The organism is Collinsella sp. AF33-16, from assembly GCF_003475325.1.
Taxonomy (GTDB): Bacteria; Actinomycetota; Coriobacteriia; order Coriobacteriales; family Coriobacteriaceae; genus Collinsella.
The window spans coordinates 33,891-57,477 of record NZ_QRQC01000002.1 but is presented as its reverse complement, the minus strand read 5'-3'; the positions used below and the strand labels follow the sequence as shown (position 1 = coordinate 57,477).

Annotated in this window: 21 protein-coding genes; 4 read left to right on the top strand and 17 right to left on the bottom strand. The window is 60.2% G+C overall.

Going from position 1 to position 23,587, the window contains the following annotated elements:
* Positions 1–26: 26 nt before the first annotated feature.
* Complete coding sequence (gene ileS, locus DWZ52_RS01305) at positions 27–2,804, bottom strand: isoleucine--tRNA ligase (protein WP_370448261.1); 2,778 nt, start codon at positions 2,802–2,804, stop codon at positions 27–29.
* A 509-nt stretch (positions 2,805–3,313) separates the two neighbouring features.
* On the opposite strand from ileS, the gene DWZ52_RS01300 reads away from it, so the two are divergent.
* Both DWZ52_RS01300 and DWZ52_RS01290 read left to right on the top strand, forming a co-directional pair.
* The gene (locus DWZ52_RS01300) at positions 3,314–4,396 is read left to right on the top strand and encodes an iron-containing alcohol dehydrogenase family protein (RefSeq protein ID WP_118384707.1); all 1,083 of its coding nucleotides are present in this window, start codon (positions 3,314–3,316) and stop codon (positions 4,394–4,396) included.
* 515 nt (positions 4,397–4,911) lie between these two features.
* Positions 4,912–5,514 (top strand): Type 1 glutamine amidotransferase-like domain-containing protein, encoded by a 603-nt coding sequence (locus DWZ52_RS01290; RefSeq protein ID WP_118384705.1) that lies wholly within the window; start codon positions 4,912–4,914, stop codon positions 5,512–5,514.
* 115 nt (positions 5,515–5,629) lie between these two features.
* Here DWZ52_RS01290 and DWZ52_RS01285 read toward each other — a convergent pair whose 3' ends face one another.
* The 3 genes from DWZ52_RS01285 to ftsH form a co-directional block, all read right to left on the bottom strand.
* Positions 5,630–5,857, bottom strand: coding sequence for an IS3 family transposase (locus DWZ52_RS01285; RefSeq protein ID WP_370448259.1), 228 nt, complete (start codon positions 5,855–5,857; stop codon positions 5,630–5,632).
* A gap of 207 nt (positions 5,858–6,064) precedes the next feature.
* Positions 6,065–6,526, bottom strand: coding sequence for a DUF523 domain-containing protein (locus DWZ52_RS01275; RefSeq protein WP_118384702.1), 462 nt, complete (start codon positions 6,524–6,526; stop codon positions 6,065–6,067).
* Positions 6,527–6,607: 81 nt separating this feature from the next.
* Positions 6,608–8,500 (bottom strand): ATP-dependent zinc metalloprotease FtsH, encoded by a 1,893-nt coding sequence (ftsH, locus tag DWZ52_RS01270; RefSeq protein ID WP_192934481.1) that lies wholly within the window; start codon positions 8,498–8,500, stop codon positions 6,608–6,610.
* Positions 8,501–8,592: 92 nt separating this feature from the next.
* Here ftsH and DWZ52_RS01265 point away from each other — a divergent pair, with 92 nt between their 5' ends.
* Entirely contained in the window at positions 8,593–9,078 is a 486-nt protein-coding gene (locus DWZ52_RS01265; RefSeq protein WP_118237468.1) for a cob(I)yrinic acid a,c-diamide adenosyltransferase, read from the top strand.
* An 86-nt stretch (positions 9,079–9,164) separates the two neighbouring features.
* On the opposite strand, the gene DWZ52_RS01260 is transcribed toward DWZ52_RS01265, so the two are convergent.
* From DWZ52_RS01260 to thyA, 4 genes are all read right to left on the bottom strand, one after another.
* Positions 9,165–10,514, bottom strand: a complete 1,350-nt coding sequence (locus DWZ52_RS01260) for an MATE family efflux transporter (protein WP_118384701.1) — start codon at positions 10,512–10,514, stop codon at positions 9,165–9,167.
* 125 nt (positions 10,515–10,639) lie between these two features.
* Positions 10,640–11,554, bottom strand: a complete 915-nt coding sequence (locus DWZ52_RS01255) for an RNA methyltransferase (RefSeq protein WP_117798127.1) — start codon at positions 11,552–11,554, stop codon at positions 10,640–10,642.
* A gap of 109 nt (positions 11,555–11,663) precedes the next feature.
* The gene (locus tag DWZ52_RS01250; protein WP_117639324.1) at positions 11,664–12,182 is read right to left on the bottom strand and encodes a dihydrofolate reductase; all 519 of its coding nucleotides are present in this window, start codon (positions 12,180–12,182) and stop codon (positions 11,664–11,666) included.
* Positions 12,183–12,191: 9 nt separating this feature from the next.
* A complete protein-coding gene (thyA, locus tag DWZ52_RS01245) occupies positions 12,192–13,040 on the bottom strand; it encodes a thymidylate synthase (RefSeq protein ID WP_118256090.1) in 849 nt (282 codons plus the stop codon).
* A 166-nt stretch (positions 13,041–13,206) separates the two neighbouring features.
* Here thyA and DWZ52_RS01240 point away from each other — a divergent pair, with 166 nt between their 5' ends.
* A complete protein-coding gene (locus DWZ52_RS01240; RefSeq protein WP_117647331.1) occupies positions 13,207–13,971 on the top strand; it encodes a NifB/NifX family molybdenum-iron cluster-binding protein in 765 nt (254 codons plus the stop codon).
* A gap of 120 nt (positions 13,972–14,091) precedes the next feature.
* Here DWZ52_RS01240 and ffh read toward each other — a convergent pair whose 3' ends face one another.
* From ffh to DWZ52_RS01195, 9 genes are all read right to left on the bottom strand, one after another.
* Positions 14,092–15,567, bottom strand: a complete 1,476-nt coding sequence (gene ffh / locus DWZ52_RS01235; RefSeq protein ID WP_117816780.1) for a signal recognition particle protein — start codon at positions 15,565–15,567, stop codon at positions 14,092–14,094.
* Between the two features lie 10 nt (positions 15,568–15,577).
* Positions 15,578–16,495, bottom strand: coding sequence for a signal recognition particle-docking protein FtsY (gene ftsY / locus DWZ52_RS01230; RefSeq protein ID WP_117564147.1), 918 nt, complete (start codon positions 16,493–16,495; stop codon positions 15,578–15,580).
* Positions 16,495–20,031: a chromosome segregation protein SMC gene (smc, locus tag DWZ52_RS01225; protein WP_118384700.1), complete on the bottom strand. Its 3,537-nt coding sequence runs from the start codon at positions 20,029–20,031 to the stop codon at positions 16,495–16,497. Before smc ends, ftsY begins: the two co-directional genes overlap by 1 nt.
* A 10-nt stretch (positions 20,032–20,041) precedes the next feature.
* Positions 20,042–20,767 carry a ribonuclease III gene (rnc, locus tag DWZ52_RS01220; RefSeq protein ID WP_117639314.1) on the bottom strand — a complete coding sequence of 242 codons (726 nt, stop codon included), beginning with the start codon at positions 20,765–20,767 and terminating at the stop codon, positions 20,042–20,044.
* A gap of 3 nt (positions 20,768–20,770) precedes the next feature.
* Complete coding sequence (locus DWZ52_RS01215) at positions 20,771–21,013, bottom strand: acyl carrier protein (protein ID WP_055309519.1); 243 nt, start codon at positions 21,011–21,013, stop codon at positions 20,771–20,773.
* Positions 21,014–21,137: 124 nt separating this feature from the next.
* Complete coding sequence (plsX, locus tag DWZ52_RS01210; protein WP_118384699.1) at positions 21,138–22,157, bottom strand: phosphate acyltransferase PlsX; 1,020 nt, start codon at positions 22,155–22,157, stop codon at positions 21,138–21,140.
* Between the two features lie 87 nt (positions 22,158–22,244).
* Positions 22,245–22,424: a 50S ribosomal protein L32 gene (gene rpmF / locus DWZ52_RS01205; RefSeq protein WP_022094017.1), complete on the bottom strand. Its 180-nt coding sequence runs from the start codon at positions 22,422–22,424 to the stop codon at positions 22,245–22,247.
* A gap of 64 nt (positions 22,425–22,488) precedes the next feature.
* On the bottom strand, positions 22,489–23,043 hold the full coding sequence (locus tag DWZ52_RS01200; protein WP_055309521.1) for a DUF177 domain-containing protein: 555 nt from the start codon (positions 23,041–23,043) through the stop codon (positions 22,489–22,491).
* On the bottom strand, positions 23,043–23,540 hold the full coding sequence (locus tag DWZ52_RS01195) for an ATPase (protein ID WP_040358176.1): 498 nt from the start codon (positions 23,538–23,540) through the stop codon (positions 23,043–23,045). Before DWZ52_RS01195 ends, DWZ52_RS01200 begins: the two co-directional genes overlap by 1 nt.
* Positions 23,541–23,587 lie beyond the last annotated feature (47 nt).

The following is a 23,587-nucleotide window of genomic DNA, read 5'->3' as shown; positions in this document are numbered from 1 at the left end:
TAACTAAAATGCCGAGTTACCGTGCCTTAAAGGGCATTCGCGCAGCGCTTGCAGATATGCGCGTGGCCGTTGTACTCGCCGACGGTGGTGCGATAGTTCCAGCAACGGTCACAGCACTCGCCCTCGGCAGCCTCAATAGCAACGGAAAGTTCCTCGCCCTGGGTCAGCTCAACATCGGAAACGATGTAGAACTCGGCCAGGTCGACGGCCTTATCACCGGTCAGCAGCGCGTACATCTCGGCGGGAACGACCGCCATGACGCGGACCTGCTGGCTCTTGGTGAAAGTGCCGGCGGAGCGGGCATCCTCAAGGGCCTTGGTCACGGCGCTACGGAGCTCGAGTGAAGCCTCGAGCACGCCCTCAAACTCATTGGCCTCGTCGAACGTGATGGGCGACTTGTACCAATCGAGCAGCGCGGCGTACTTCTGGTGATCGACGCAGCCGGCGGGCGCATAGGCCATGGCCTCGTCGACGGTGTAGGACAGGATCGGCTGCAGGTCGCGCATGAGCATCGAGAAGAGCTCGGCCAGCACGGTCTGGGCGCTGCGGCGCTCGAGCGAGCCGGGCTTCTCACAGTACAGACGGTCCTTCAGGGCGTCGAGATACACGTTGGAGAGCTCGGTAACCACGAAGTCGTAGAGCGCACGGTAGGCGCGCGGGAACTCGTAGCTGGCGTAGGCATCGTCGACCTCGGCCTGAACCTGGGTCAGACGGGCAACCATGAGCTTGTCGAGCGGCAGCAGGTCGGCAAAGGCGACGCCGTCGGTCTCGGGCTCAAACTGACCCTCGAGCTCGGAGAGCAGGAAGCGCAGCGTGTTGCGGAAACGACGGTAGGCATCGGACGTACGAGCAAGAATCTCGTGGTCGATGGACACGTCGGAGCTGGTATCGACAGATGCAACCCACAGACGGATGATGTCGGCGCCCATCTCGTCGCAGACCTTATTGGGGTCGATGACGTTGCCGAGCGACTTGGACATCTTTCGACCCTGGCCGTCGAGGGTGAAGCCCTGCGAGACGACCGCCTTGTACGGAGCGTGGCCGTTGGCACCCACCGAGGTGAGCAACGAGCTCTGGAACCAACCGCGGTGCTGGTCGGAGCCCTCGAGATACACGTCCGCCGGATACTCCAGCTCGGGACGGTACTCGCAGACGGCCTTCCAGGAGACGCCGGAATCCCACCACACGTCGAGGATGTCCTTATCGGCCTTGAGGTGATGGCCGCCGCACTTGGGGCAGACGCAGGCCTCGCCCAGGTAGCTCTCGGGAGCGTCGGTGAACCAGGCGTCGGAGCCCTTCTCGTGGAAGAGCTTGATGACGGCGTCGAGCGTGGCGTCGTTCATAACCTTCTCGCCGCAGTCGGCGCAAGTGTAGCTCGGGATAGGCACGCCCCAGTTGCGCTGACGGCTGATGCACCAGTCGGGACGCTGCTCGACCATGGCGCCGATGCGGTTTGCCGCGTGGGCCGGATACCACTTGACGTTCTCGCGGACCTCTTTGCCAGCCTGCTCGCGCAAACCAGTCTTGTCCATCGAGACAAACCACTGGTCGGTAGCACGGAAGAGCACCGGGTGCTTGCAGCGCCAGCAGTGCGGATAGCTGTGCGTGATCTTCTTCTCGAGAACCAGGGTGCCGCGCTCGCGCAGGAACTCGATGATGTGCGGGTTGGCCTCATCGGTATCCATACCGCTGAAGGGGCCACCGGTGCCAAACTCCTCACCGGTGTAGAACTTGCCGTCGTCATCGACCGGCATGCAGATGTCGGTGATGCCCTCCTTGAGGCAGGCAAAGTAGTCGTCGACGCCGTGGCCGGGCGAGTTGTGGACGATACCGGTACCGTCGTCGACACCGACGTAATCAGCCAGCAGCGCCACGCCCTCGACACCGTCAAAGATCGGCTGCTTGTAGTGGATGTGATGGAAGGTCTCGGCGGGAACCACGTAGGGCTTACCGTCGACCATAACCGGGGTGTACTCCCAGCCAAACTCCTCGCAGCACTTGGGAGCCAGGTCCTCGAGCATGACCTCGGCACGACCATCATGCTCAACGGCGACGTAGGCGGCGCCGGGCTTGAGGGAAACTGCCTGGTCGGAGGGAATGGTCCACGGCGTGGTCGTCCAGATGATGAAGTCAACCGGGCCGTCGAAGTTCTCGAGGCCGGCGGGCTTGGAGGTCATCTCAAAGCGCACGAAAATGGAGGGGCTCGTCTCGTCAGAGTACTCGATCTCTGCCTCAGCGAGTGCGGTGTGGCAGTGCTTGCACCAGTGAACCGGCTTGTGGCCGCGATAGATCATGCCCTTATCGAACATGGCCTTAAAGACCTCGATGTCGGCTGCATCGTGCTGGTGGTAGAGCGTCAGGTAGGGGTTGTCCCAATCGCCGAGCACGCCCAGGCGACGGAAGCCCGCCTCCTGCAGCTCAATGTTCTCGACAGCGAACTCGTTGCAGAGCTCGCGGATCTTAGCCGTAGAGGTCTGGTTGAACTTCTCGGTGCCGAGCTTCTCCTCGACCTTATGCTCAATCGGCTGGCCATGGCAGTCCCAACCCGGGACATAGGGAACCTCATAGCCCTGCATCATCCAGTAGCGGTTGATCATGTCCTTGGAGATCTTGTTCATGGCATGGCCGATGTGGATCGGACCGTTGGCGTACGGAGGGCCGTCGTGCAGCACGAACTTCTTGTGACCCTCGTTCTTCTTCAGAACCTGCTCGTAGACCTTGTTGTCCTGCCAGTCCTTGAGTCGCTTGGGCTCGGACTTGGAAAGACCGGCACGCATGGGAAAACCGGTCTTGGGCAGATTCATCGTCTGCTTGTACTCGTTTGCCACGGTACCCCTTTCATGTCATGGGCGCGCACGCCCTCTGGGCACCAAAAAAGCGCCCGTCCCTACAAGCTGGGACGAAGCGCCGCAAACGGGCTGCACGCCCGCAAAAGCTCTTCGCTTAACCACCCAGCTTAGATGCCCTCGCCCGCGTATTCGCGCGCTCGCATCCGTTACTCGGCTGGCCTGTATCGACGACCATCTCGGCGATGTCTACTAAGACGAGCCTGCACGACACATCCGTTGGGACCGCAGCTCCGGGGTGATTTTCATCGGTCGCATGCACGGGATCTCAGCGCTCCCCGCTCTCTGTAGCATGCGGACGGCCGACTACTCGTCCCCATCAACGCTTATGCGCTGTATGGTAGCACGGTCAACGCCGGCAAAAAACCCTCAACACTGGTTTTATACGTTCGAAATTTCTCGCTATTACAGCCCTTCTCTAGGAGCAAAATACCTGAAAGCACTTTATCGAACGAAAGAAGGTTGCTATGCGCACGATTGGAATGAGCGACTATACCGTCGGCGAGGTTTGCTTTGACGAGCTGCCCGGCACCCTGGCCGAGTACGGAGCAAAGAAAGTCGCCATCATTGGCGGCAAGCGAGCCCTGGCTGCGGCGCTGCCGGGAATCGAGGCGGCACTTGAAGGTACCGATGTCGAGATCCTGGAGACGCGCGTCTATGGCACCAACAGTACGCGTGCCAATATCGCCAAGGTCGTAAACTCCCCCGCCTGCCAGGAAGCCGACGTGCTCATTGCCTGTGGCGGCGGCAAGGCGCTCGATACCGTCAAGACGGCGGCCATCGAGCTCAAGAAGATCGTCTTTACGGTGCCGACGATTTGTTCTAACTGCTCCGCCGCGACCGCCATTGCCGTCGTGTACAACGACGACGGCTCGCTCGAGGGCTATTCGTATCCCAACCGCCCGGCGCACATCTTCATCAACCCCAAGATCATCGCCGAGGCACCGGCGGAATACTTCTGGGCCGGCGTGGGTGATGCCCTGTCCAAGCAGCCCGAGGTCGAGTACGCCACGAGCGCCGGCAACCTGGAGCACACGGCCGGCCTTGGCCTGGCGCTTGCCCACACCTGCTCCGAGCCGCTGTTTACCTATGGCGTCCAGGGTCTTGAGGATGTGCACCAGAATCTGTCGAGCGAGGCCGTCAAGCAGATCGCGCTCGACATCGTGGTCAACACGGGCTACGTCTCCAACCTGACCAACCAAAACGATTACTACTACAACTCGAGCGTGGCGCATGCGTTCTACAACGCCACGTGCAGCATTCCGCGCGAAGGCTCCTACCTGCACGGCGAGGTCGTGAGCCTGGGCGTGCTCGTGCTGTTTGCCTATACGGGCGATACCGAGAACCTTGAGCGCTATGCCGCCTTTAACAAGCAGATGGGTCTACCCGTAACGCTTGAGCAGATCGGACTTTCCGAGGCCGACATCCCGGCGCTGTGTGAGTATGCGCACGCCACCAACGAGTGGAAGCAGGGCAACCCTGAGCCCTTCACCGACGAAAAGTTCGCCGCCGCTATCAAGGCCGCCAACGTCTACGGCCACACGCTCTAGGACTGGCCCAAAACAACCACAAAGGAGACAGGCACCTTTCTGGTGGTTTTTTATTGCTCCAGCATTCAGTTCGTACTCGAACCCGATTCTTTACGAGAAAGGGTTCGGGTACGTTTTTTTGTTTATCGGAAATTCTGCGGAAGGACTACTCGGAACGGTAAACAGGAACGAACAGAGGCAGGGTATCATCGTGGTGATGGTATCCTGCCTTTTGTTTTGCGGGATCAAGGTCGCTTTATGCGAACTTGATCGCCACTTATATGGCGCATTGATGGCAATTGCTTCGTACGTGCATACCGGGAGCCTGTACACCTCAGGCAAGGCGTAACACACTAGACTTTGTTCCAAAGTCCGTGTGCTAAGGGGGCAGGCCCCTTAGAATTCCTGTGGAGTGTGTACGCACGTACGCAGGAAAACGGCAAAATTTCGCTATATCAGGGCGTTCTTTCATTGGAGAGTATGGTATACACGGCTTAGTTCAACAAATAAGAATTTATATATAAAGGAGAATATTGATGAAACTGTTTTTATGTTCTCACTTTTCAAGTGTAGGAAGTCTGATAAAGGAAGAAATTGAAAATAAAAAAGTCGCATTTATTCCAACAGCTTCGCTGCGTGAAGGCTACACCGGTTATGTCGGCTCGGCTCGAAAAATATTCAAAAAGTTGGGAGCAATCGTAACTGAAATTGATATTTCAACGGAGGCTTATTCAACGATACAGTCTCTTTTTGAAGATGCGGATGTGATCTATTTTACCGGCGGAAATTCTTTTTTCCTTATAGACCAGCTCCGTAAAACGGGAACGGATGAGCTGTTGAAGAAAGAACTGGCAAAGGGAAAATTGATGATTGGTGAATCGGCAGGTGCGATTGTATGCGCTCCAAGCATCCAATATATCGAGCAAATGGATGAAAAGCCGGAGGACTACTCACAAGAAGATGATTCAGGGCTTAATTTGATTGATTTCTATGTTCTTCCGCATTATCTTACGGCACCATTTAAGAAAGTTACCGAGAAAATAATGACTGAGTTTTCGGATTTGAATCTATGCCCAATTAACAACCGTCAGGGAATTGTAATTGATGGTGAAGGTTCAAAGGTAATTTGCAAAGACTAATTTGATAATTCCAGTTTGCTGTACTCGTTCCTAGCAGGGTTTGGGGCAGGCACGCCCCAATAAGAAGCTGTCCCAAAGGGGCAAGAATGGGGACTGCGGACGATTTCTTGGACCGTTACGCGGCCCTTCCCAGCGCGGAGCGGAACTCGGCCGGCGTGCGGCCACCGAGCGTATCGCTGCGCCTCTCCGTATTGTATCGACCGATCCAGCCCCCGAGCTCCTCGATGAAGCGGGCGGGGGTCCAGTCCGACCAGTCCCTGCCGTGCCAGAACTCCTTCTTGAGCAGGCCGAAGAAGCCCTCCATCGCCGCGTTGTCCGGGCTGCAGCCCTTGGCGGACTGGATTGGCTACACTGATGTGGACAGTTCCGGGAAGGGCGCAAGAGACGGGAAGGCCGTATGCGCGTTCCTGCGCGAGGGCCGCGGGGAGGGGCTGCCTGGGTACGGCGCCTGTCAACTCGGTCTACGTCTTTGATGACCGGGTCGTACTCAATATCAAGTTCACGGATGATGCCAAAACGGTCACCCGTAAGGAAATGTTGGGTTCGAGTGCTATGGACAATGTTCCAGCATGCTGGGATCGAACTCGCTAGCCGGAATCACACGGTACCCGTGGCGCAGCAGCAGGTCGACAAAAATACCGTTGCCCACGGTGAGCGTACCGCTAAAGGTGCCATCGTAGACGCGACCCGCACCGCACGAGGGGCTACGATCCTGCAAGACGCACGCAGCGATCTCGGACGGGCCGCCTGCCTGCTCACACATATCGAGCGCACGTTGGGCACCCAGGCGAAACTCGCGATCGACTGAGACGCCCTCGCAGGTACGGACCTCGCCGCTCACAATCTCGGACGGCTTGCGCGGTGTGGGAAGGCCGCCAAAGACCTCGGGGCATACCAACAGGACCTCGGTCCCCGTGCGCTCGCAAGCCTCAACCAGCTCGCGATGGTAATTGTCGAGCCCGTTATACTTGCAGCTCTCGCCCATCAAGCAGGCGCTCACCACGATCTTCATTTCCATCCCCCTCAAGCAAAACGCCCCATTTGAGAAAGCTACTCAAATGGGGCGTCGGCGTCTACTGGCTCGGCCGCGGCTTTACTGCTGCTTTGGCATCAGCGGATTCTCGCGCGTGAGGAGATTCATGAACTCCTCGCCCGTGATCGTCTCCTTCTTGTACAGATAACGAGCCAGCTCATGGAGCTTAAACTTGTTCTCCTTGAGGATCTGCAGGGCGCGGTCATGTGCGTCCTCGATCAGCTTGGCGACGATCGCGTCGACGCGCTCGGCCGTACCGGGGGCACAGGTGAGCGACGTGTCCTGGTTGAGGTAGGCATTCTGAACGGTACCGAGCGCCATCATGCCAAACTCTTCCGACATACCAAAGCGCGTCACCATGTTGCGGGCGAGCTTGGTGGCCTGCTCGATATCATTGGCCGCGCCAGTCGTCATCTCACCAAAGATGAGCTCCTCGGCAGCACGTCCGCCGCAGTAGACAGCGAGCTTGTCGAGCACCTCCTGGCGCGTGGTCAAGAAGCGCTCGTCCTCCTCGACCTGCATGGTGTAGCCCAGAGCACCGCTCGTACGCGGCACGATGGTGATCTTCGTAACCGGCGCAGAACCCTTCTGGCGGGCGGCAACGATGGCATGGCCGATCTCGTGATAGGACACGACCTGTTTCTCGTGATCGGACAGCACCGTGGACTTACGCTGCTGGCCGGCGATGACGACCTCCACCGACTCCTCGAAGTCGTCCTGGGTTGCACGCTTGCGACCCTCGCGAACGGCGCGCAGGGCGCCCTCGTTGATGATATTGGCCAGGTCGGCGCCCGAGGCTCCGGGCGTGGCGCGGGCAATCGCGGTCAGATCGATCGGCGGCTCGGTCTTCACACTCTTGGCGTGAAGCTCGAGGATGTTCTTGCGGCCGGTCAGGTCGGGCAGCTCAACGGGGATGCGGCGGTCAAAACGACCGGGGCGCAGCAGAGCGGGATCGAGGCTGTCAGGACGGTTGGTGGCAGCGAGGACGACGATACCCTTGTGGTTGTCGAAGCCATCCATCTCGGTCAGCAGCTGGTTGAGCGTTTGCTCACGCTCGTCGTTGCCGCTAAAGCCGCCACCGTCACGCTTTTTGCCGATGGTATCAATCTCATCGATAAATACGATACAGGGGGCCTTTTCCTTAGCCTGCTTAAACAGGTCGCGCACCTTGGCGGCGCCACGGCCGACGAACATCTCGACGAACTCAGAGCCCGAAATGCTAAAGAACGGTACGCCCGCCTCGCCGGCAACAGCCTTGGCAAGCAGGGTCTTACCAGTGCCAGGAGGGCCCACGAGAAGAGCACCGCGCGGCAGCTTGGCGCCGATTTCCTCATAGCGCTGCGGCTTCTCCAGAAAGTCGACGACCTCCTTCAGGGATTCCTTGGCCTCTTCCTGACCAGCAACATCCTTAAAGGTCACGCCAACATCCTTGGAGGCGATAACGCGCGCACCGGACTTACCCAGACCGCCGCCGCCAAAGCCGCCGCCACCAAAATTCATGGACGGGCCGTCATCGCCCATGGCCTTCTTCATACGGCGGTTGAGCCACCAGCCGATGAGGAAGAAAATCGCCATGGGAAGGACGAGCGTGAGCAAGTAGTAAGTCATCAGGCCCGAGTTCTTATCGGGAACCACCGACTCCAGCGAGGCGCCGGCCTCGAGCACGCGATCGGTAAAGCCCGTGTCACTCGGCACGCCGGTCGTCTTGTAGGCGATGTTCTCGTCCTCGCCCTTCTTGGTGTAATAAATCGAGTAATCGTCCGTGTTGTACTCGACCTTGTCGACACTCTTCTTATCGAGCGCTTTGACAAACGTCGAATAATCGGTCTTCGTAATCTGCTGCGTGTGACCGATGTTGGGGAACAGAACGGTCGAGAGCACGAGGTAGACGACGAAGGCGATGAGCACGTAGAGGATCATATTCCGTCTACGTTTGTTGTCATCCATCTCCATCTGCTTGAACTCCATCTACTGGGGTTGATAATGCTAACTAGAATACCCAACCCGGCCGGCGATAAACCGACGCCGGGCACGAAAGAATAGAGATGGCATCACTCGAAGTCGGCAAGGTTCAGATCTATACGGGCGACGGCAAGGGCAAGACGACGGCTGCGCTGGGGCTCGCGCTGCGCGCCACGGGCTATGGACTTAACGTGCTCATGCTTCAGTTTGCCAAGAAGCTGCACTGCGCCGAGCATGATGCGGCACCACGCCTAGGGCTACGAATTGTACAGGCCGACCGCGACACGCCCGAGGCTTGCGCCGCACAGATCATGGAGCTCGCACGCAAGCAGATCTCACAGGTCGACGTTCTGATTTTGGACGAACTCGGCGAGGCCATGCGCCGCGGCTTCGTGACGCGCGAGGATGTCGAGGAACTGATCGCGATGAAACCCGACACCACAGAGCTCATACTGACCGGCCGCGGCCTGCTGCCCATCGCGGACCTCGCCGACCTGGTCACCGAAATGCGCCTCGTCAAACACTACTTCGACGAAGGCCTCCTGGCCCGCCAAGGCATCGAATACTAATTGATCCGAAGGGGACGAAGGGAAACGGATCATCGACATCACGACGGAGAGCAATGAGCCGTTTTCCTCCGTCCCCCCAGGGATCATTAGGCAGTGGCGCGGCCTAGCCAGTTGCCGCTGTGGTGGTAGATGGTGAACATCGTGGCGGTAGTTACCCAGGTTACGGGGTAGACCAGCAGCAGATGCTCGAGCGAGGGGTCGAGCGGCATAATCGCGAACACCCACGCCACGCGGAGCACGACCGTGCCGAATATCGTGAGCATCATAGGCTGGAAGCTCACGCCAGCGCCACGGATGGAGCCGGACGCGTTTTCGATAATCGAGAAGATCGCGTAGAACGGCGCGATGAAATGAAGAATCGTCGTGGTGTAGGCCGAAATTGCGACATCGTCGATAAACAGACGCGAAAGCGGGCCCGAGAATACCAGCAGCACGGCAGACAGGCCACCGATAAGCACAAACGACAGCACGAGCGACGTGTGGTATCCCTTTCGCATGCGATCGTAATTGCGCGCACCAAAGTTCTGCGCCGAGAACGTAGTAATCGACACACCAAGCGCCTCGGTCACCATCCAGATAATGCCGTCCAGGCGACCGGAAAGACCCCAAGCGGTCGTAACATCAGCTCCAAACGAGTTGACCGACACCTGAATCAAAACGTTGGAGATCGAATACGCCGCAGACTGAACGCCCAGCGGCAAACCGCACGAAAGCATGCTCTTGCAAATGCCGCGATCGATACCGAGTTTGGATAGCGACAACCGCCACGCCCCCGGAGCGCGCATCATGCGGATCACAATCATCGTGGCATTGGTGCAGATAGTCAGCGCCACCGCGATGCCGCAGCCCAGCGCTTCCATGTGCAGCACGGCGACAAAGAGAATGTCGAGCGCCACGTTGACGAAGCAGCCGGAGGCAATAATGACCGCCGGACCGCGCGTGTCGCCCACGGCGCGCAACAACGCCGTCCCCATATTGAGCAGCAGCGCCGCAAACATGGCGGCAAAGTAGCAACGGGCATACGCCACACCCTCGGCCAGCAGCTCATGCGGTGTATTCATCAGCACAAGCATCGGCTCGACAAACACCATGCCCAGAATGGAAATGACAATGCCGCCCACCAGCGCGAGCGTCATGGCCGTATGGACCGATCGGCTCAAGCGCTCGTCATCGTGCTGACCAAAAAACTGGCCGGTAATAACGGCACATCCAGCACCAACACCGACGCAAAAACCAATGCAGAGCTCCGTAAGCACCATCGTGGCCTGAATGCCACCCAGCGCGAGCTTGCCGCCAAACTGACCGACGATATAGGTACCGATAAGCGTGTATGCCTGCTGAAAGAACGAACTAAAGAAGATGGGGACGCACAGCGACAGCAGCTGCTGCCAAATAACGCCCTGCGTTACATCGATAGCCGTAGATTTCTTAGCCACACGCCCTCCCCACCAGCGTACGTCAAACAACAAAACGGCACTTTAAAACGAAAGCCAAAACCAGCTTAGCACCGACCGACGTCGGCCGAAACGTCCCGAACCAGAGCCCGGTGCGAAATATTTGCCTAGTGATACAGCCCCGGCTGGTAGTGGTACTCGTTGCTCACATGCGGGCACAGTTGCCAAAAGGCGACGGCACTCGCAGCGGCAACGTTGAGTGAATCGACCCCGTGCGCCATCGGAATGCGCGCGGCTCGGTCGCAGCCGGCAATGGTCTTGGTGCCCAAGCCGGCACCCTCGGTACCCATAAAGATCGCTAGGCGGTCAATCTCCTGCAGCACGGGATCGTCCAGCGACACCGAATCATCCGTCAACGCCATGGCGGCACACGAAAAGCCGGCATCGTGCAGCGCCGCCAGCCCATCATGCGGCCATACGCGCGCCTCGCTGCCAATGCGCGTCCAGGGCACCTGGAACACCGTGCCCATGCTCACGCGGGCCGAGCGACGGTACAGCGGGTCACAGCACGTAGGGCTGACCAAAATACCGTCAACATTCAATGCGGCAGCCGAGCGGAAAATCGCGCCGACATTGGTGTGGTCGACAATGCCCTCGAGCACGCACACGCGCACCGGGCGCTCACCCGCCGCCTCGACGACGCCACTCAAGAACTCGGCTACCGGAATCTGGCGTGGACGACGGAATGCCGCGAGCGCACCGCGCGTCACGTTAAAACCCGTCAGCTGCTCCATGAGCTCCATGGAGGCAACGAACACAGGAACCGGACCCGCGCCCTCGCGCACAACCAGGCGCTCAAACAGCGGCATCATCTGATCGAGCCAGCGTTCGCCCAAAAGAAAGCTCACCGGCTCGTATCCGGCGCGAACCGCACGCTCGATGACCTTGGCGCTCTCGGCGATAAAAATGCCCTTCTGCGGCTCCAGCACGCAGCGAAGCTCACGCTCGGTCAGTCGCACGTAGGCATCGAGCCGCTCGTCCTCGAGCGAATCGATTCGCAGCACCTCAACGGCATCAGTCATAGCAGCCAGCCCGCACCCTTCTTTACAGCACATCTATACCAAACGAGGCGACGCTAAGCGCCGCCCCATGCATTCAATCAACCCGATGATACCGTTCACGCCAGGCGATTTATGCCTCAACGCGACGATACGTCACGAACTCATAATCGAGACCCTCGTCACCCTCGCCCGAGGCAATCGTGGCAACCCCGCCACGCCGCGCAATCTCCCACGCGGGATCGGCGTCCAAGTCGGGAAAGTACGTGTCCACGGGATGGACGCAGTGGTTATGCGTGACCTCGGCCTCCACGCAGCACGGCAAAAACTGACGATACACCTCGCCACCGCCGATCACCCACGCAACGGGCTCATCGGCAACCACGGCGAGCGCTTCGTCGACGCTATGCACCACGTCGACGCCCTCGGCGGCAAAGCTCTCGTCACGCGTGAGCACGATATTGCGGCGGTTCTTGAGCGGACGCCCACCGGGAAAACTCAGCAGGGTCTTGCGTCCCATAATAACCGGGCACCCTTTGGTGCACGCCACAAAATGGCGCATGTCGGCGCGATTGGACACCACCATGTCGCCCTCGCACCCAATGCCCCAGTCATCGCACACGGCGACAATGGCAGAAAGCTTACACGTCATGCGCGTCACCTACACCGCAATGGGGATGTTCTTGACCTGCGGGCCGTGCTCATAACCCTCGACGATCAGGTCGTCGGTCGTAAACGCATAGAAGTCATGCACATCGGGGTTAAGCGTTACCTTGGGCGCGGCAAACTGCGGACGCTCGATAAGCTCGCGGACGATATCGACATGACGGTCGTAAATGTGGGCATCGGCAATCACATGTAGCAGCTCGCCGGGAATCATATCGACCGATTGCGCGACCATCATCAGCAAGATGGCGTACTGGCACACATTCCAGTTGTTCGCGGCCAAAATGTCCTGGCTGCGCTGGTTGAGAATCATGTTGAGCGTCAGTTTGTCATCCTGCGGGCGCTGCGTCACGTTATACGTCACGCTGTAGGCGCACGGATACAGGTGCATCTCGGACAAATCGCTAAACACATAGGTATTCGTCATAATGCGGCGGCTGTACGGCGTGTTCTTAAGGTCGTACAGAACGCGGTCCATCTGGTCGAAATCGCCCTCGGCATAATGGCTCTTTTGCCCAATCTGATACCCGTAGGCCTTACCGATGGAGCCGGTCTCGTCAGCCCACTCATCCCAAATATGGCTGTTGAGGTCATGCACGTTATTGGACTTCTTTTGATAGATCCATAGGATCTCATCCATGGCAGATTTGAGGGCCGTACGACGCAGGGTAAGCGCCGGAAACTCCTCACGCAGGTCATAGCGTGCCGTAACGCCAAAGTTTTTAATGGTATAGGCAGGGGTGCCGTCCTCCCACACCGGACGGACCTTTTGGCCCTCGGTGGTGGTGCCATGGTCCAGAATATCGCGGCACATGGTTACAAACTGTTGATCAGCCTTGCTCATTGACCCTCCTGTCAGTCGCCTACAAGCGAGATTCATTGTAGCCCAGGCGCACGCGGCCCCACAGCCCAAACATAAGCCCTTGTTTTCTGACATATGCCAGAAATCTCTTGCGTAAATCTGCACGTTCGTTATTCTATTGTTGACATATGTCAGATAAGGAGCACGTATGGCAGGAAGACGCGAGAAATTGCGCCGTGTTGGGATCATCCCCGAATATCGCGGCTTTACCCCCGACGGCCTTGCCAGTGGAGACGCCATCGACATGACGGTCGACGAACTCGAGGTGCTGCGCCTGTGCGACCTGGAAGGCCTTAACCAAGAGGCAGTCGCACAGCAGATGGGCATCGCGCGCGCCACGGTGGCGGCTATTTGCAGCCGAGCGCATCGCAAGGTGGCAAACGCGTTGGTCAATGGTCGGGCGCTCATCATCGAAGGCGGCAATATCGCGTACTCCCCCATCACCACGACAACGGCCGCATGGCCAGCAAAGGGGGTCGGCACCATGAGGGTGGCAACCACGTACGACAATGGCAACATCTTTATGCACTTTGGCCGCAGCGAGCAGTTCAAGATCTACGACGTTCAGGACGGCAAGGTGCTCAACGAGCAGGTCGTGGGCACCGGCGGCACCGGCCACGGCGCACTTGCGGGCCTGCTCGCCAACGGCGGCGTGGACACGCTCATCTGCGGCGGCATCGGCGGAGGCGCTATCAACGCGCTTGCCCAAGCCGGCATCACGGTATACGCAGGTGCCCAGGGCAGCTGCGACGCTTGCGTCGAGGCCCTTATCGCCGGCACGCTCGCACAGAACGGCGAGGCCACGTGCGGCTGCCACAGCCACGACCACGAGCACACCCATGAGCATGGCGGGTCCTGCGGCTGCCACGGCCACCACGACCACGAAGGCCATGAGGGCTGCGGCTGCCACTAACGGCACGGCACCGCGAGCTCGGGACGCGAAGCCGAACGCAACCCAACAATCAAAGCCAACAACAAAGGCCACCCGCTAGCTTCCGAGTGGCCTTTGCCATATCAAGCTGGAATTACAGCTCTATTTCTTATTACGCATCTGCGCTTCCATCTGGCGCAGCAGCTCCATATCGGACTTGGGACCGCCCGTACCTAGGCCGCCCATGCCGCCCAGACCCATAGCGTCCAGGCCAGGGATATTGGGCATGCGCATCTTCTTGCCCTTCTTTCCCTTTTTGCCCTTTTTGCCGCCGGCCTGCGCCTGATTGGCCATCGTGCGCATGCGGCCCATCATCTTATTCATCTCGCCCCACTGCTTCATAAGGCTGTTGACCTCGGTGGGGGTTACGCCGGCACCCTTGGCAATGCGGGCGCGGCGCTGGCCGTTGATGATGGAGGGACGCAGGCGCTCCTCCTTGGTCATCGACATGATGATGGCCTCGTTCTTATCGAAGATGCCCTCGTCCAGGTTGCCGCCCATCTGGTTGAGTGCACGCTGACCACCGGGGAGCATGCCCAGGATACCCTTCATACCGCCCATCTTTTTGACGGCTTTCATCTGGTCGAGCATGTCGTTCATGGTAAATCCCTCGCGCAGCATGCGCTCGGCAGCCTCGAGCTGCTCTGCATCGGCGGCCTCCTGGGCCTTCTCGATGATGCCGACGACATCGCCCATGCCCAAGATGCGCTTGGCCATGCGATCGGGATAGAAGGGCTCAAGCGAATCGGGTTTCTCGCCCATGCTCACGAACTTGATGGGCTTGCCGGTCACCTGACGTACCGAAAGTGCGCCACCGCCACGGGCGTCACCGTCGAGCTTGGAGATGATCACGCCGTCAAAGTCGGTGCGATCGGCAAAGGTCGAGACGACGTTGACGATGTCCTGGCCGGTCATGGCGTCGACGACCATCAGCACCTGGTCGGGCTTGACGGCCTTCTTGATGTCAACGGCCTCCTGCATCATCTGCTCGTCGATCTGAAGACGACCGGCGGTATCGACGATGACCACGTCACGCAGGTGGTCGACGGCCTCCTGGATGGCACCCTTGGCAATGTCGACCGGGTGCGCACCGTCGCCGCGGAAGACCGGTACGCCAATCTCGCCACCGAGCGTGGCCAGCTGGTCGGCAGCGGCGGGACGGTAGACGTCGCACGCTGCGAGCAACGGCGAGCGGCCCTGCTTCTTGAGCAGGTAGGCAAGCTTTACGGCTGCCGTGGTCTTACCGGAGCCCTGCAGGCCCACGAGCATAATGACATTGGGAATGCGGTTGCTAAAGACGAGCTTGCTCTCGGTTGAGCCGAGCATCTCGGTGAGCTCGTCGAGCACGATCTTGACGACGTTTTGCGCCGGCGACAACGACTCCATGACCTCGGCGGTCATGCAGCGCTCCTTGGTCTTGGCGACGAACTCCTTGACGACCTTAAAATTGACGTCGGCCTCGAGCAGCGCCATGCGAATGTCGCGCATGGCCGAAGTAATATCGGCCTCGGTCAGCTTACCCTTGCCGCGCAGGCGGTCAAATGTGTCATTGAGGCGATCGCTCAGAGAATCAAACACTAGTCACTCCTTAGTTGGACTCGCCCACCAGGGCGCGGCAGAAATCTTTGGCGTTAAACTCCTGCAGGTCATCGACCTGCTCGCCCACGCCGATGCGCAGGATCGGGAGCTTGAGCTTCTCGGCCACGGCCATGGCGATACCGCCCTTAGCCGTGCCGTCCAGCTTAGTCATGATAATACCGTCCAGGCCCAGCGCCTCGTTAAACTCGAGCGCCTGGTTCAGACCGTTCTGGCCGGTGGCGGCATCGATCACAAGCACGACCGAGACCGGCATGGGACCGGCGGCCATATTGGCGGCGCGCTTACGCGTCACGTTGACCACCTTGGCGAGCTCGCGCATGAGCTCGGGGCTCGTATGCAGACGACCGGCGGTGTCGATAAGCACCAGGTCGCTGCCGCGCTTATCGGCCTCGTCGAGCACGTCATAGCACACGCTCGCCGGATCAGAGCCGCGGTCACGCTTGATGACGGGAACACCGGCACGCTGACCCCACACATCAAGCTGCTCGATGGCGGCAGCGCGGAAAGTGTCGGCCGAACCGATCACCACGTTCTTGCCGCGGGCGGCCATGGCGCTCGCAATCTTGCCGACCGTGGTGGTCTTGCCGGCACCGTTGATGCCGACAAACAGCACGCAGCTCGGCGTATCGGAAAACGGGTCGCGCTCAACAGGCACAAAATGGCCCTCGAGCTGCTCGGCCAGGGCGCGACGAAGCTGCGGGGCGGTCTTGAGGTTCTTCTTGGCGGCGGCGTCACGCAGGTCATCGGAGACCTGAATGGCGACCTCGGCGCCCATGTCACCCATGACGAGGGTGTCCTCAAGATCCTCCCAAAAATCCTCGTCGACCTCGCCGCCAAAGTAGAAGACCTCGTTGAGGGCCTCGCGGCTGCGCTCAAGTCCGCGCGAGAGTGCGTCAAAGAATCCCATTATGCATTCACGACCTTTCCAGTTTCGCGATCGAGTTTTTGCGAGACGACGCGACTGACGCCGTCGGCTTGCATCGAGACGCCGTAGAGGACGTCAGCATCCTCCATAGTACGGCGCTGATGCGAGATTACCAAGAGCTGCGTATCGGAACGCAGCACATCGAGGGCGCCGATGAGCTTGGACAGGTTGGCGTCGTCGAGCGCAGCCTCGACCTCGTCCAGCACATAGAACGGCACCGTGCGCGTACGGTATACGGCAAAGAGCAGGGCGAGCGCCGTCAGGCTCTTCTCGCCGCCCGACATGAGCATCATCTTGGTGATGCGCTTGCCGCGCGGTTGGGCCACGACCTCGATACCCGTCTCGGCCGGGTGCTCGGGGTCGGTCATCTCCAGATGAGCCTGGCCGCCCGGGAAGAGCATGGCGAAGATCTCGCGGAAGTTCGCATCAACCTTCTCAAACGTCACCAGGAACGCCTTGCGCATCTTGCGGTCGATGGCCACCGTGATCTTGGTGAGCGCCTTGCGCGCGCTCTCCAGATCGGCAAGTTGCTCCTCGATGTAATCGGCACGGCGCTTGAGCTGATCGTACTCCTCCATGGCAACTTGGTTCACGGGACCAAGGTTGTTGATCTGGCGCACAAGCTGGTTGAGCTCGCGCTCGGCGGCATCGCGGTCCGTGGGCGCGGGAAGCATGAGCGCTTCCTCGAGCACCGTGTTGCCATCGGCGGTAATGGCCTTAATGGCGGCCTCTACCTGCACCTCGAGCTTGCCACGCGCGACCTTAAACTCGTTTTGCGTGGCGGTGGCGGTATCGACCTTCTCCTTAGCGCGGGCGACCTCGGTCTTGGCGTCCTCGATGGTCTTCTTGAGCGAGGCCGAGTCCGCCTCCTCGAGCGACGCCTGGTCGCGCAGGCGCGCAGCCCAATCCGACGCGCACTCCAGCAGGGCCGAATAGCGCTCGTGCATGGGATCGACGCGAAGGCGCAGCAGCTCGAGCGAGCGCGAGGCCTGACGCGTCCCGCGGATACGACGGTCGATACCCTCCATACGATGCTCAAGATCGGGCACGCGGCCCTTCAGCGAACGCAGGCGCTCGCTCGTCTGAGCCAGGCGTACCTTAGCGTCGGCGAGCTTACCGGCGGCCTCGGAATCGTCACGGCGCACGCGGTCGAGCTCGTCATTGGCCTCGGCAATCTGCAAGCCTAAGTCGCTCGCCTGCGCACGGGCCTCGTCACGCGAACGGGTAAGTTCATCCACGCGCGGGCGTGCGGCACGAACGGCCTCGGCAGCCTGCTCGCGGCGCTTGGAAATACGCACGCGCTCGACTTCGCCATTGTTGGCGCTTTGCTCCAGACGGCCGATCTCGGACAACAGGGAGCGACGCTCGCCCTCAAGACGGGCGATCTCGCCAGCGGCATCGCCCTCGGCGGCACGGGCCTCCTCGACGGCGACGTTGGCCTCAACGACTTGGTCCGAAACATGCTCAAAGATAGCAGCCAGATCGGGCTCCAAGCCCTCGAGCTCACGGATGCGGCGCTTGCGCTCCAAGGCACCCGAAGCCTCGCCGGCATCGAGCCCCACACGCACCAGGCCACCACAGCTCACGCGGGCGCCATCGGGCGTCACGTAGGTCACACCGTCAACGACGGGCGCGGCCAGTGCGGCAGCCAAGTCATCGACAACGTAATAGCCGCCGAGCAGTGCCTCGACGACCGGACCGTAGCCCGCACGCACGGACAGGCAATCGACCAGGCGGGAACCGGCAGCGCCCTTAGCGGCAGCAGAGGCGCTCACACCGCGCGCGACCAGCAGCGCCTCGCCCGAGGCCTTCTTCTGGTCCAGAGCGGCACGACCGGCACGCTCAAGCGCGGACGCATCGTCGAACAGCAGCGCATCGATATCGCCGGCGAGCAATTGCTCAACCAGGCCCTCAAGCTCACGCGGGGCCTCGAGCACGTCGCCCAGACGACCCGAGACATCGTCGCCCAGCGCACCCATCAGACGGCTCACCAGCGGCGAGCTGTCAGCCATGCGGGCATCGAGCTTCTTTTGGCTGGCAAGCTCCGAGCGCACCTCGGACAGTTTGTTGCGCGCCTCGCTCTCGCGGGCACGCAGGTCCTTAAGGGCTGCACGGGCGACCTCGGTAGCCTCGCGAGCATCAATCTGGGCTTGACGGGCCTGATCAAGTGCACTGTCGAGCTCCTCAGCGCGGTCGCGACGGCTCTCGAGTGAGGCCGTGACTTCCTCGAGCTGCTCGTCGATCTGCTCCAGGCGTGAGGCGTACATGTTGTCCTCGACCTCGGCGTTGCTCAGCGAGTCCTTCACCTTGGCGAGTTCGAGCGCCGCGTTATCGGCCACACGCTGCACATCGCGTTGCTCACGCGTAAGCTGCGAAATCTGATTGTCGAGCGCCACGCGCCGCTCGTGGAGCTGAGCGGCGGCAGGACCAGCGGCGTCAACGTCCTCCTGGGCCTGCATGTGCGCGCCGGTCACTTCCTCAAGCTGCGCACGCGCGTCCTCGAGCTCCTCGACCACGCGACGACGCTGATGCTCGGAGCTCGAGATCTGGCCGCGCATGTCGGACAGGCGCGACACCATGTTGTGGCCCTTTTCCTCGAGCAGGCGCATATCGGAGTTAATGCGGCCGACCACGTCTTGCATATGGCGGCGCCGCTCGCCCAGATCGCCCACAAACAGGCCCTTTTCCTCGAGCATGACCTGGAGCTTCTCGAGCTCGCGTTCCTTTTCGCCCAAGCGGTACTGCGCAAGCTCCAGCTCGGCGGCACCTTCCTTGGAGCGGCTCTCCAGGTCGTTCCACTGCGACTGCAGCGAACGCAGCTCGTCGACGGCTAGCATCTGCGTAAGCTCGTTCGCGCGCGAGGAAAGCTCTTTGTACTTGCGCGCGCGATCGACCTGACGCTCCAGGGGTCGCAGCTGACGGGCGATTTCCTTATTGATGTCGCGGGCACGCGTCAAGTGCTCGTCCATCGACTTAATCTTTTTGAGCGCACGCTCCTTGCGGCGCTTGTGCTTGGAGATGCCGGCAGCCTCCTCGATCAGGGCGCGGCGCTCCTCGGGGCGGCTCTGCAAAATGGCGTCGAGCTTGCCCTGGCTGATGATGGAATGCGTATCCTTACCCAGACCCGAATCGTGCAGGATGTCCTGAATGTCCATCAGGCGGCACGGACTCGAGTTGATGAGGTACTCGCTTTCGCCCGAGCGATACATACGACGGGTGATGGCGACCTCGTCAAAGTCGACGGGCAGCATATGGTCCGAGTTATCGAGCACCAGCGTGACCTCGGCGACACCCACCGGCTTGCGCGCTGACGAGCCCGAGAAGATGACATCCTCCATGGCCTGGCCGCGCAGCTGCTTGGCGCTCTGCTCGCCCAGGACCCACAGAATCGAGTCAGAGATGTTCGATTTTCCCGAGCCGTTGGGACCGACGATGACGGTCAGGCCCGGCTCAAACGTCATATGGGCGCGGTCGGCAAACGACTTGAACCCTTTGAGCGTGAGGGACTTGAGATACACGGTTCCTCGCTTAAACAGGCTTCTTGTTGAGAATCACGCCGTTGGTGGTGTAGCCCATGCGGTCAAGTGCCTCGAGTGCAGCGGCTCCCTCGGCTTCCTTCTTTGAGGAGCCGGAGCCGCGACCCTGGCGAATACCATCGATCAACACCACGGCGGTAAAGGTGGGCGCATGCGCAGGGCCCTCGGAGCCGACCAGCTTGTACGCGGGAGGCTCGTGGCCGTCGGCCTGCACGCACTCCTGCAAAAACGACTTGGGGTTTGCAGGATGCTCGGCACGCTCGGAAGCCAAATGCGGCTTGAGCGTACGGTGGATAAACTCCGCCGCGGCATCCCAGCCGGCGTCCAGATACAGCGCGCCCACGAGCGACTCGTAGACGTTCTCGAGCGCCGAGTGCAGGCCGCGCGCGCCGGTACCGGTCTCGGAGGCACCAAAGATGATGATGTCATCGATACCCAGCTCGTGCGACACCTCGGACAGCGTGGCGCCCGAGACAAGGGACACCTTCAGGCGCGTGAGCTTGCCCTCGTCAAACTCCGGATAGGACACAAACAGGGAGCGTGCGACAACGGCGCCCAAAATGGAATCACCCAAGAACTCAAGGCGCTCGTAGCTTGCCGAGACTGGCTGGCCTTCGACGGCCGAAGGATGCGTAAGGGCCGCGCGCAGCAGCACCTTGTCATTGAACTCGTGGCCCAGAATCTCCTGGGCGCGCGTAAGTCGTTCGGATAAAGCCAAGACCTAAGCCTCCCTGGCGTTTTCGATCGCGTCGACGGCGTCGGCGACAGAGTTGAGCGAGAGCAGGGTCTCGTCATCGATCTCGAGATTGAACTCGTCCTCGATAGCCGTAACCAGTTGCAGGCGCTCGAGCGAGTTGGCATCGAGGTCGTCAAAGGTGGTCTCATCGCTAATTTCGGCAACATCGACGCCCAGAACGTCAGCAGCGACCTCGGCGATCTTGTCGAAGATTTCGGAGCGGTCCATAGCGCTTCCTCTCATAGTGCATGAATACCAAAAGAATGGTACCGCCCGGGCGGTACCAAGACACGGTTCTGATTCTACCCCACGAAGCAGGCCGCGAGGCACATAACAGCGCTCTAACTCGCTCTTACAAAACGATGCCGTCCATGGAGTTGGCAACGTTCTCGACCAGCCCTGCGCGCACGGCTTCGGCCGCCGCGAGCGTACCGTTTTTAACAGCCTCGACCGAGGTGGCGCCATGGCCGATCAGGACCACGCCGCGCAAGCCCAAAAGAATCGCGCCGCCCTTGGCGTCGCCCGAAAGCTTGGCCTTTATCTCGCGCATCTGCTTTTTAATGAGCAGCGCGGCGATCTTGGTGCCAAGCGAAGACATAAAGACGCCCTTGAGTTCCTGCAGCAAGAACTTGGCAGCACCCTCGGTGGCCTTGAGCGCAATATTGCCCGACATGCCATCGGCAACGACGACATCGAAGTTACCGGAGGTGATGTCCGTTCCCTCGCAGTTACCCACAAAGCCGGGAACGGCGGCTTTCATGGCCGGGAAGCACGCCTTGGTAAAGTTGGAGCCCTTCTCGTCCTCGGTGCCATTGGCAAGCAAGCCCACGCGAGGATGCTCGATGCCCAGGACAACGCGGGCATAAGCGCTACCCATCTGGGCAAAACGCACCATGTCGTCCACCTCGACATCGGGGTTGGCGCCCATGTCGCACAGCACCGTCAGGCCGCCGGCACGATTGGGCAGCGCATTGGTCAAACAGGGGCGCACCGGCTGCTTCTTGCCTTCGGCCATATATCTAAACGGTGTGACGTAGGCGGTCGCGGCAGCGGTCATGGCGCCGGTGGAGCCGGCGGAGAAAAACGCGTCCGCGTTGCCCTTTTTGATGGCGCGGCAGGCAAGCACGATCGAGGACTTGCGCTTGGTCATCACGGCGCGAATGGGATCGTCATCCATGGCGATAATGTCAGGGGCTTCCAGAGCCTCCACACGCGCATGGGCCGCGGCAAAGGGATTGACGATTTCGGCGGGACCGACTGCCAGGACCTCGATATCGGGATCGGCGGCAAGCGCAGCCTCGATACCATCGAGAACAACCTGAGGTTTCTCGTCTCCGCCCACAACGTCTACACAAACGCGAACGTTACTCATATACATACTCCTTATACAAAAATGGCCGACTCATTGAGCCGGCCATTGTGGTTCCATTTGGAACGGCATCGCATCCAGAGTATACCGTTACTCGGTAACGATAACCTCGCGGTCCTTGTAGAAACCGCAGCTGGGGCACACGTGGTGCGGAAGCTTGACAGCGCCGCAACGGGGGCACGTGGACTGAGCCGCAGCCGAGATCTTCATGTTGGCGGAACGACGGGTGTGAGTGCGGATACGACCCTGCTTTTGTTTAGGTACGGGCATAGTGACCTTCCTTATGAACTATCCAGTGTGGCGATTACGCGCAAGTAGCGATACTACCACAGTTTTACTCGTCGAGCTTGAGATTCTTCAATGCTGCAAATGGATTTTCCGTGGCAGCGGCCCATTCTGCCTCTGCCTGGGCGGCGCAATCGCATTGCTCGACGTTGAGATTGCAACCGCAAGTGGGGCACAGGCCGCGGCAATCGGGCTTGCACAGAACGACAAACGGCGTGTCCATGACGACCGCGTCGTTGATGGGCTCACCCAGATCGACGATGCGGTCCTCACCCAGGAGCTCGTAGCCGTCCTCGTAGGCCTCGGGATCCTCGGGCTCCTCGAAGAGGTAGAACTCCTCGATCTCGCCAGCGATATCAAACGAGGCGGGCTCCAGGCAACGGTCGCACTCGCCGGTGGCGTGCGCGCGGACCATGCCCGTGAGCAAGACACCGGTACCGGCATTGGTAAAGACAACGTCGTAGTCGATGCCGTCCTGTAGCTGGTACTCCTTCTCGCCCACCGTGTAGGTGGCAACATCGACCTTGCCGGTCAGCGGATACGAATCACCAGGAAACTCGAGCTGCTCAGAAAGATCGACGGTAACGCTCGGGAACTCAGCCATTACCACTGACCATTCTGTTGGGCGGCACCCTCGTTGAGCTGCTGACGGCAACGGGTAACGGTGCCGGTCAGGCTCTTGAGGTTCTCCTCCAGGTGCGTAAAGACCTGCTCTGCGTAGTCCTCGGCAGCATAACGCGTCTCGCGCTCGTACTGCTGGGCACGATCGCGGATGTCGTCGGCCTGCTGCTGTGCCAAGCGGACGATCTCCTGCTCACCGGCAATGGTGAGGGCCTGCTGCTGAGCGTCGGCGATGATGGAATCGGCCTGAGCGGCGGCGGAAGCCATAAGCTCCTCGCGCTCCTTAAGGATACGGCGGGACTTCTGCCACTCCTCGGGATAGCTCATGCGGATCTCGTCGAGGATGTTGAAGAACACGTCGGCGTCGATGACCTTGAACTGAGCGTTCTTGCCGAAAGGCGGCTTGGCTTCCTCGATCAGCCCTTCGAGCTCATCGACCAAGCTGACGATCCTATCGCCAGGAAAATTCTCGCCCGGCATCCAGTCTCCTTTCATAGGTAACATATCATCGTGCTAGTTTACCACAT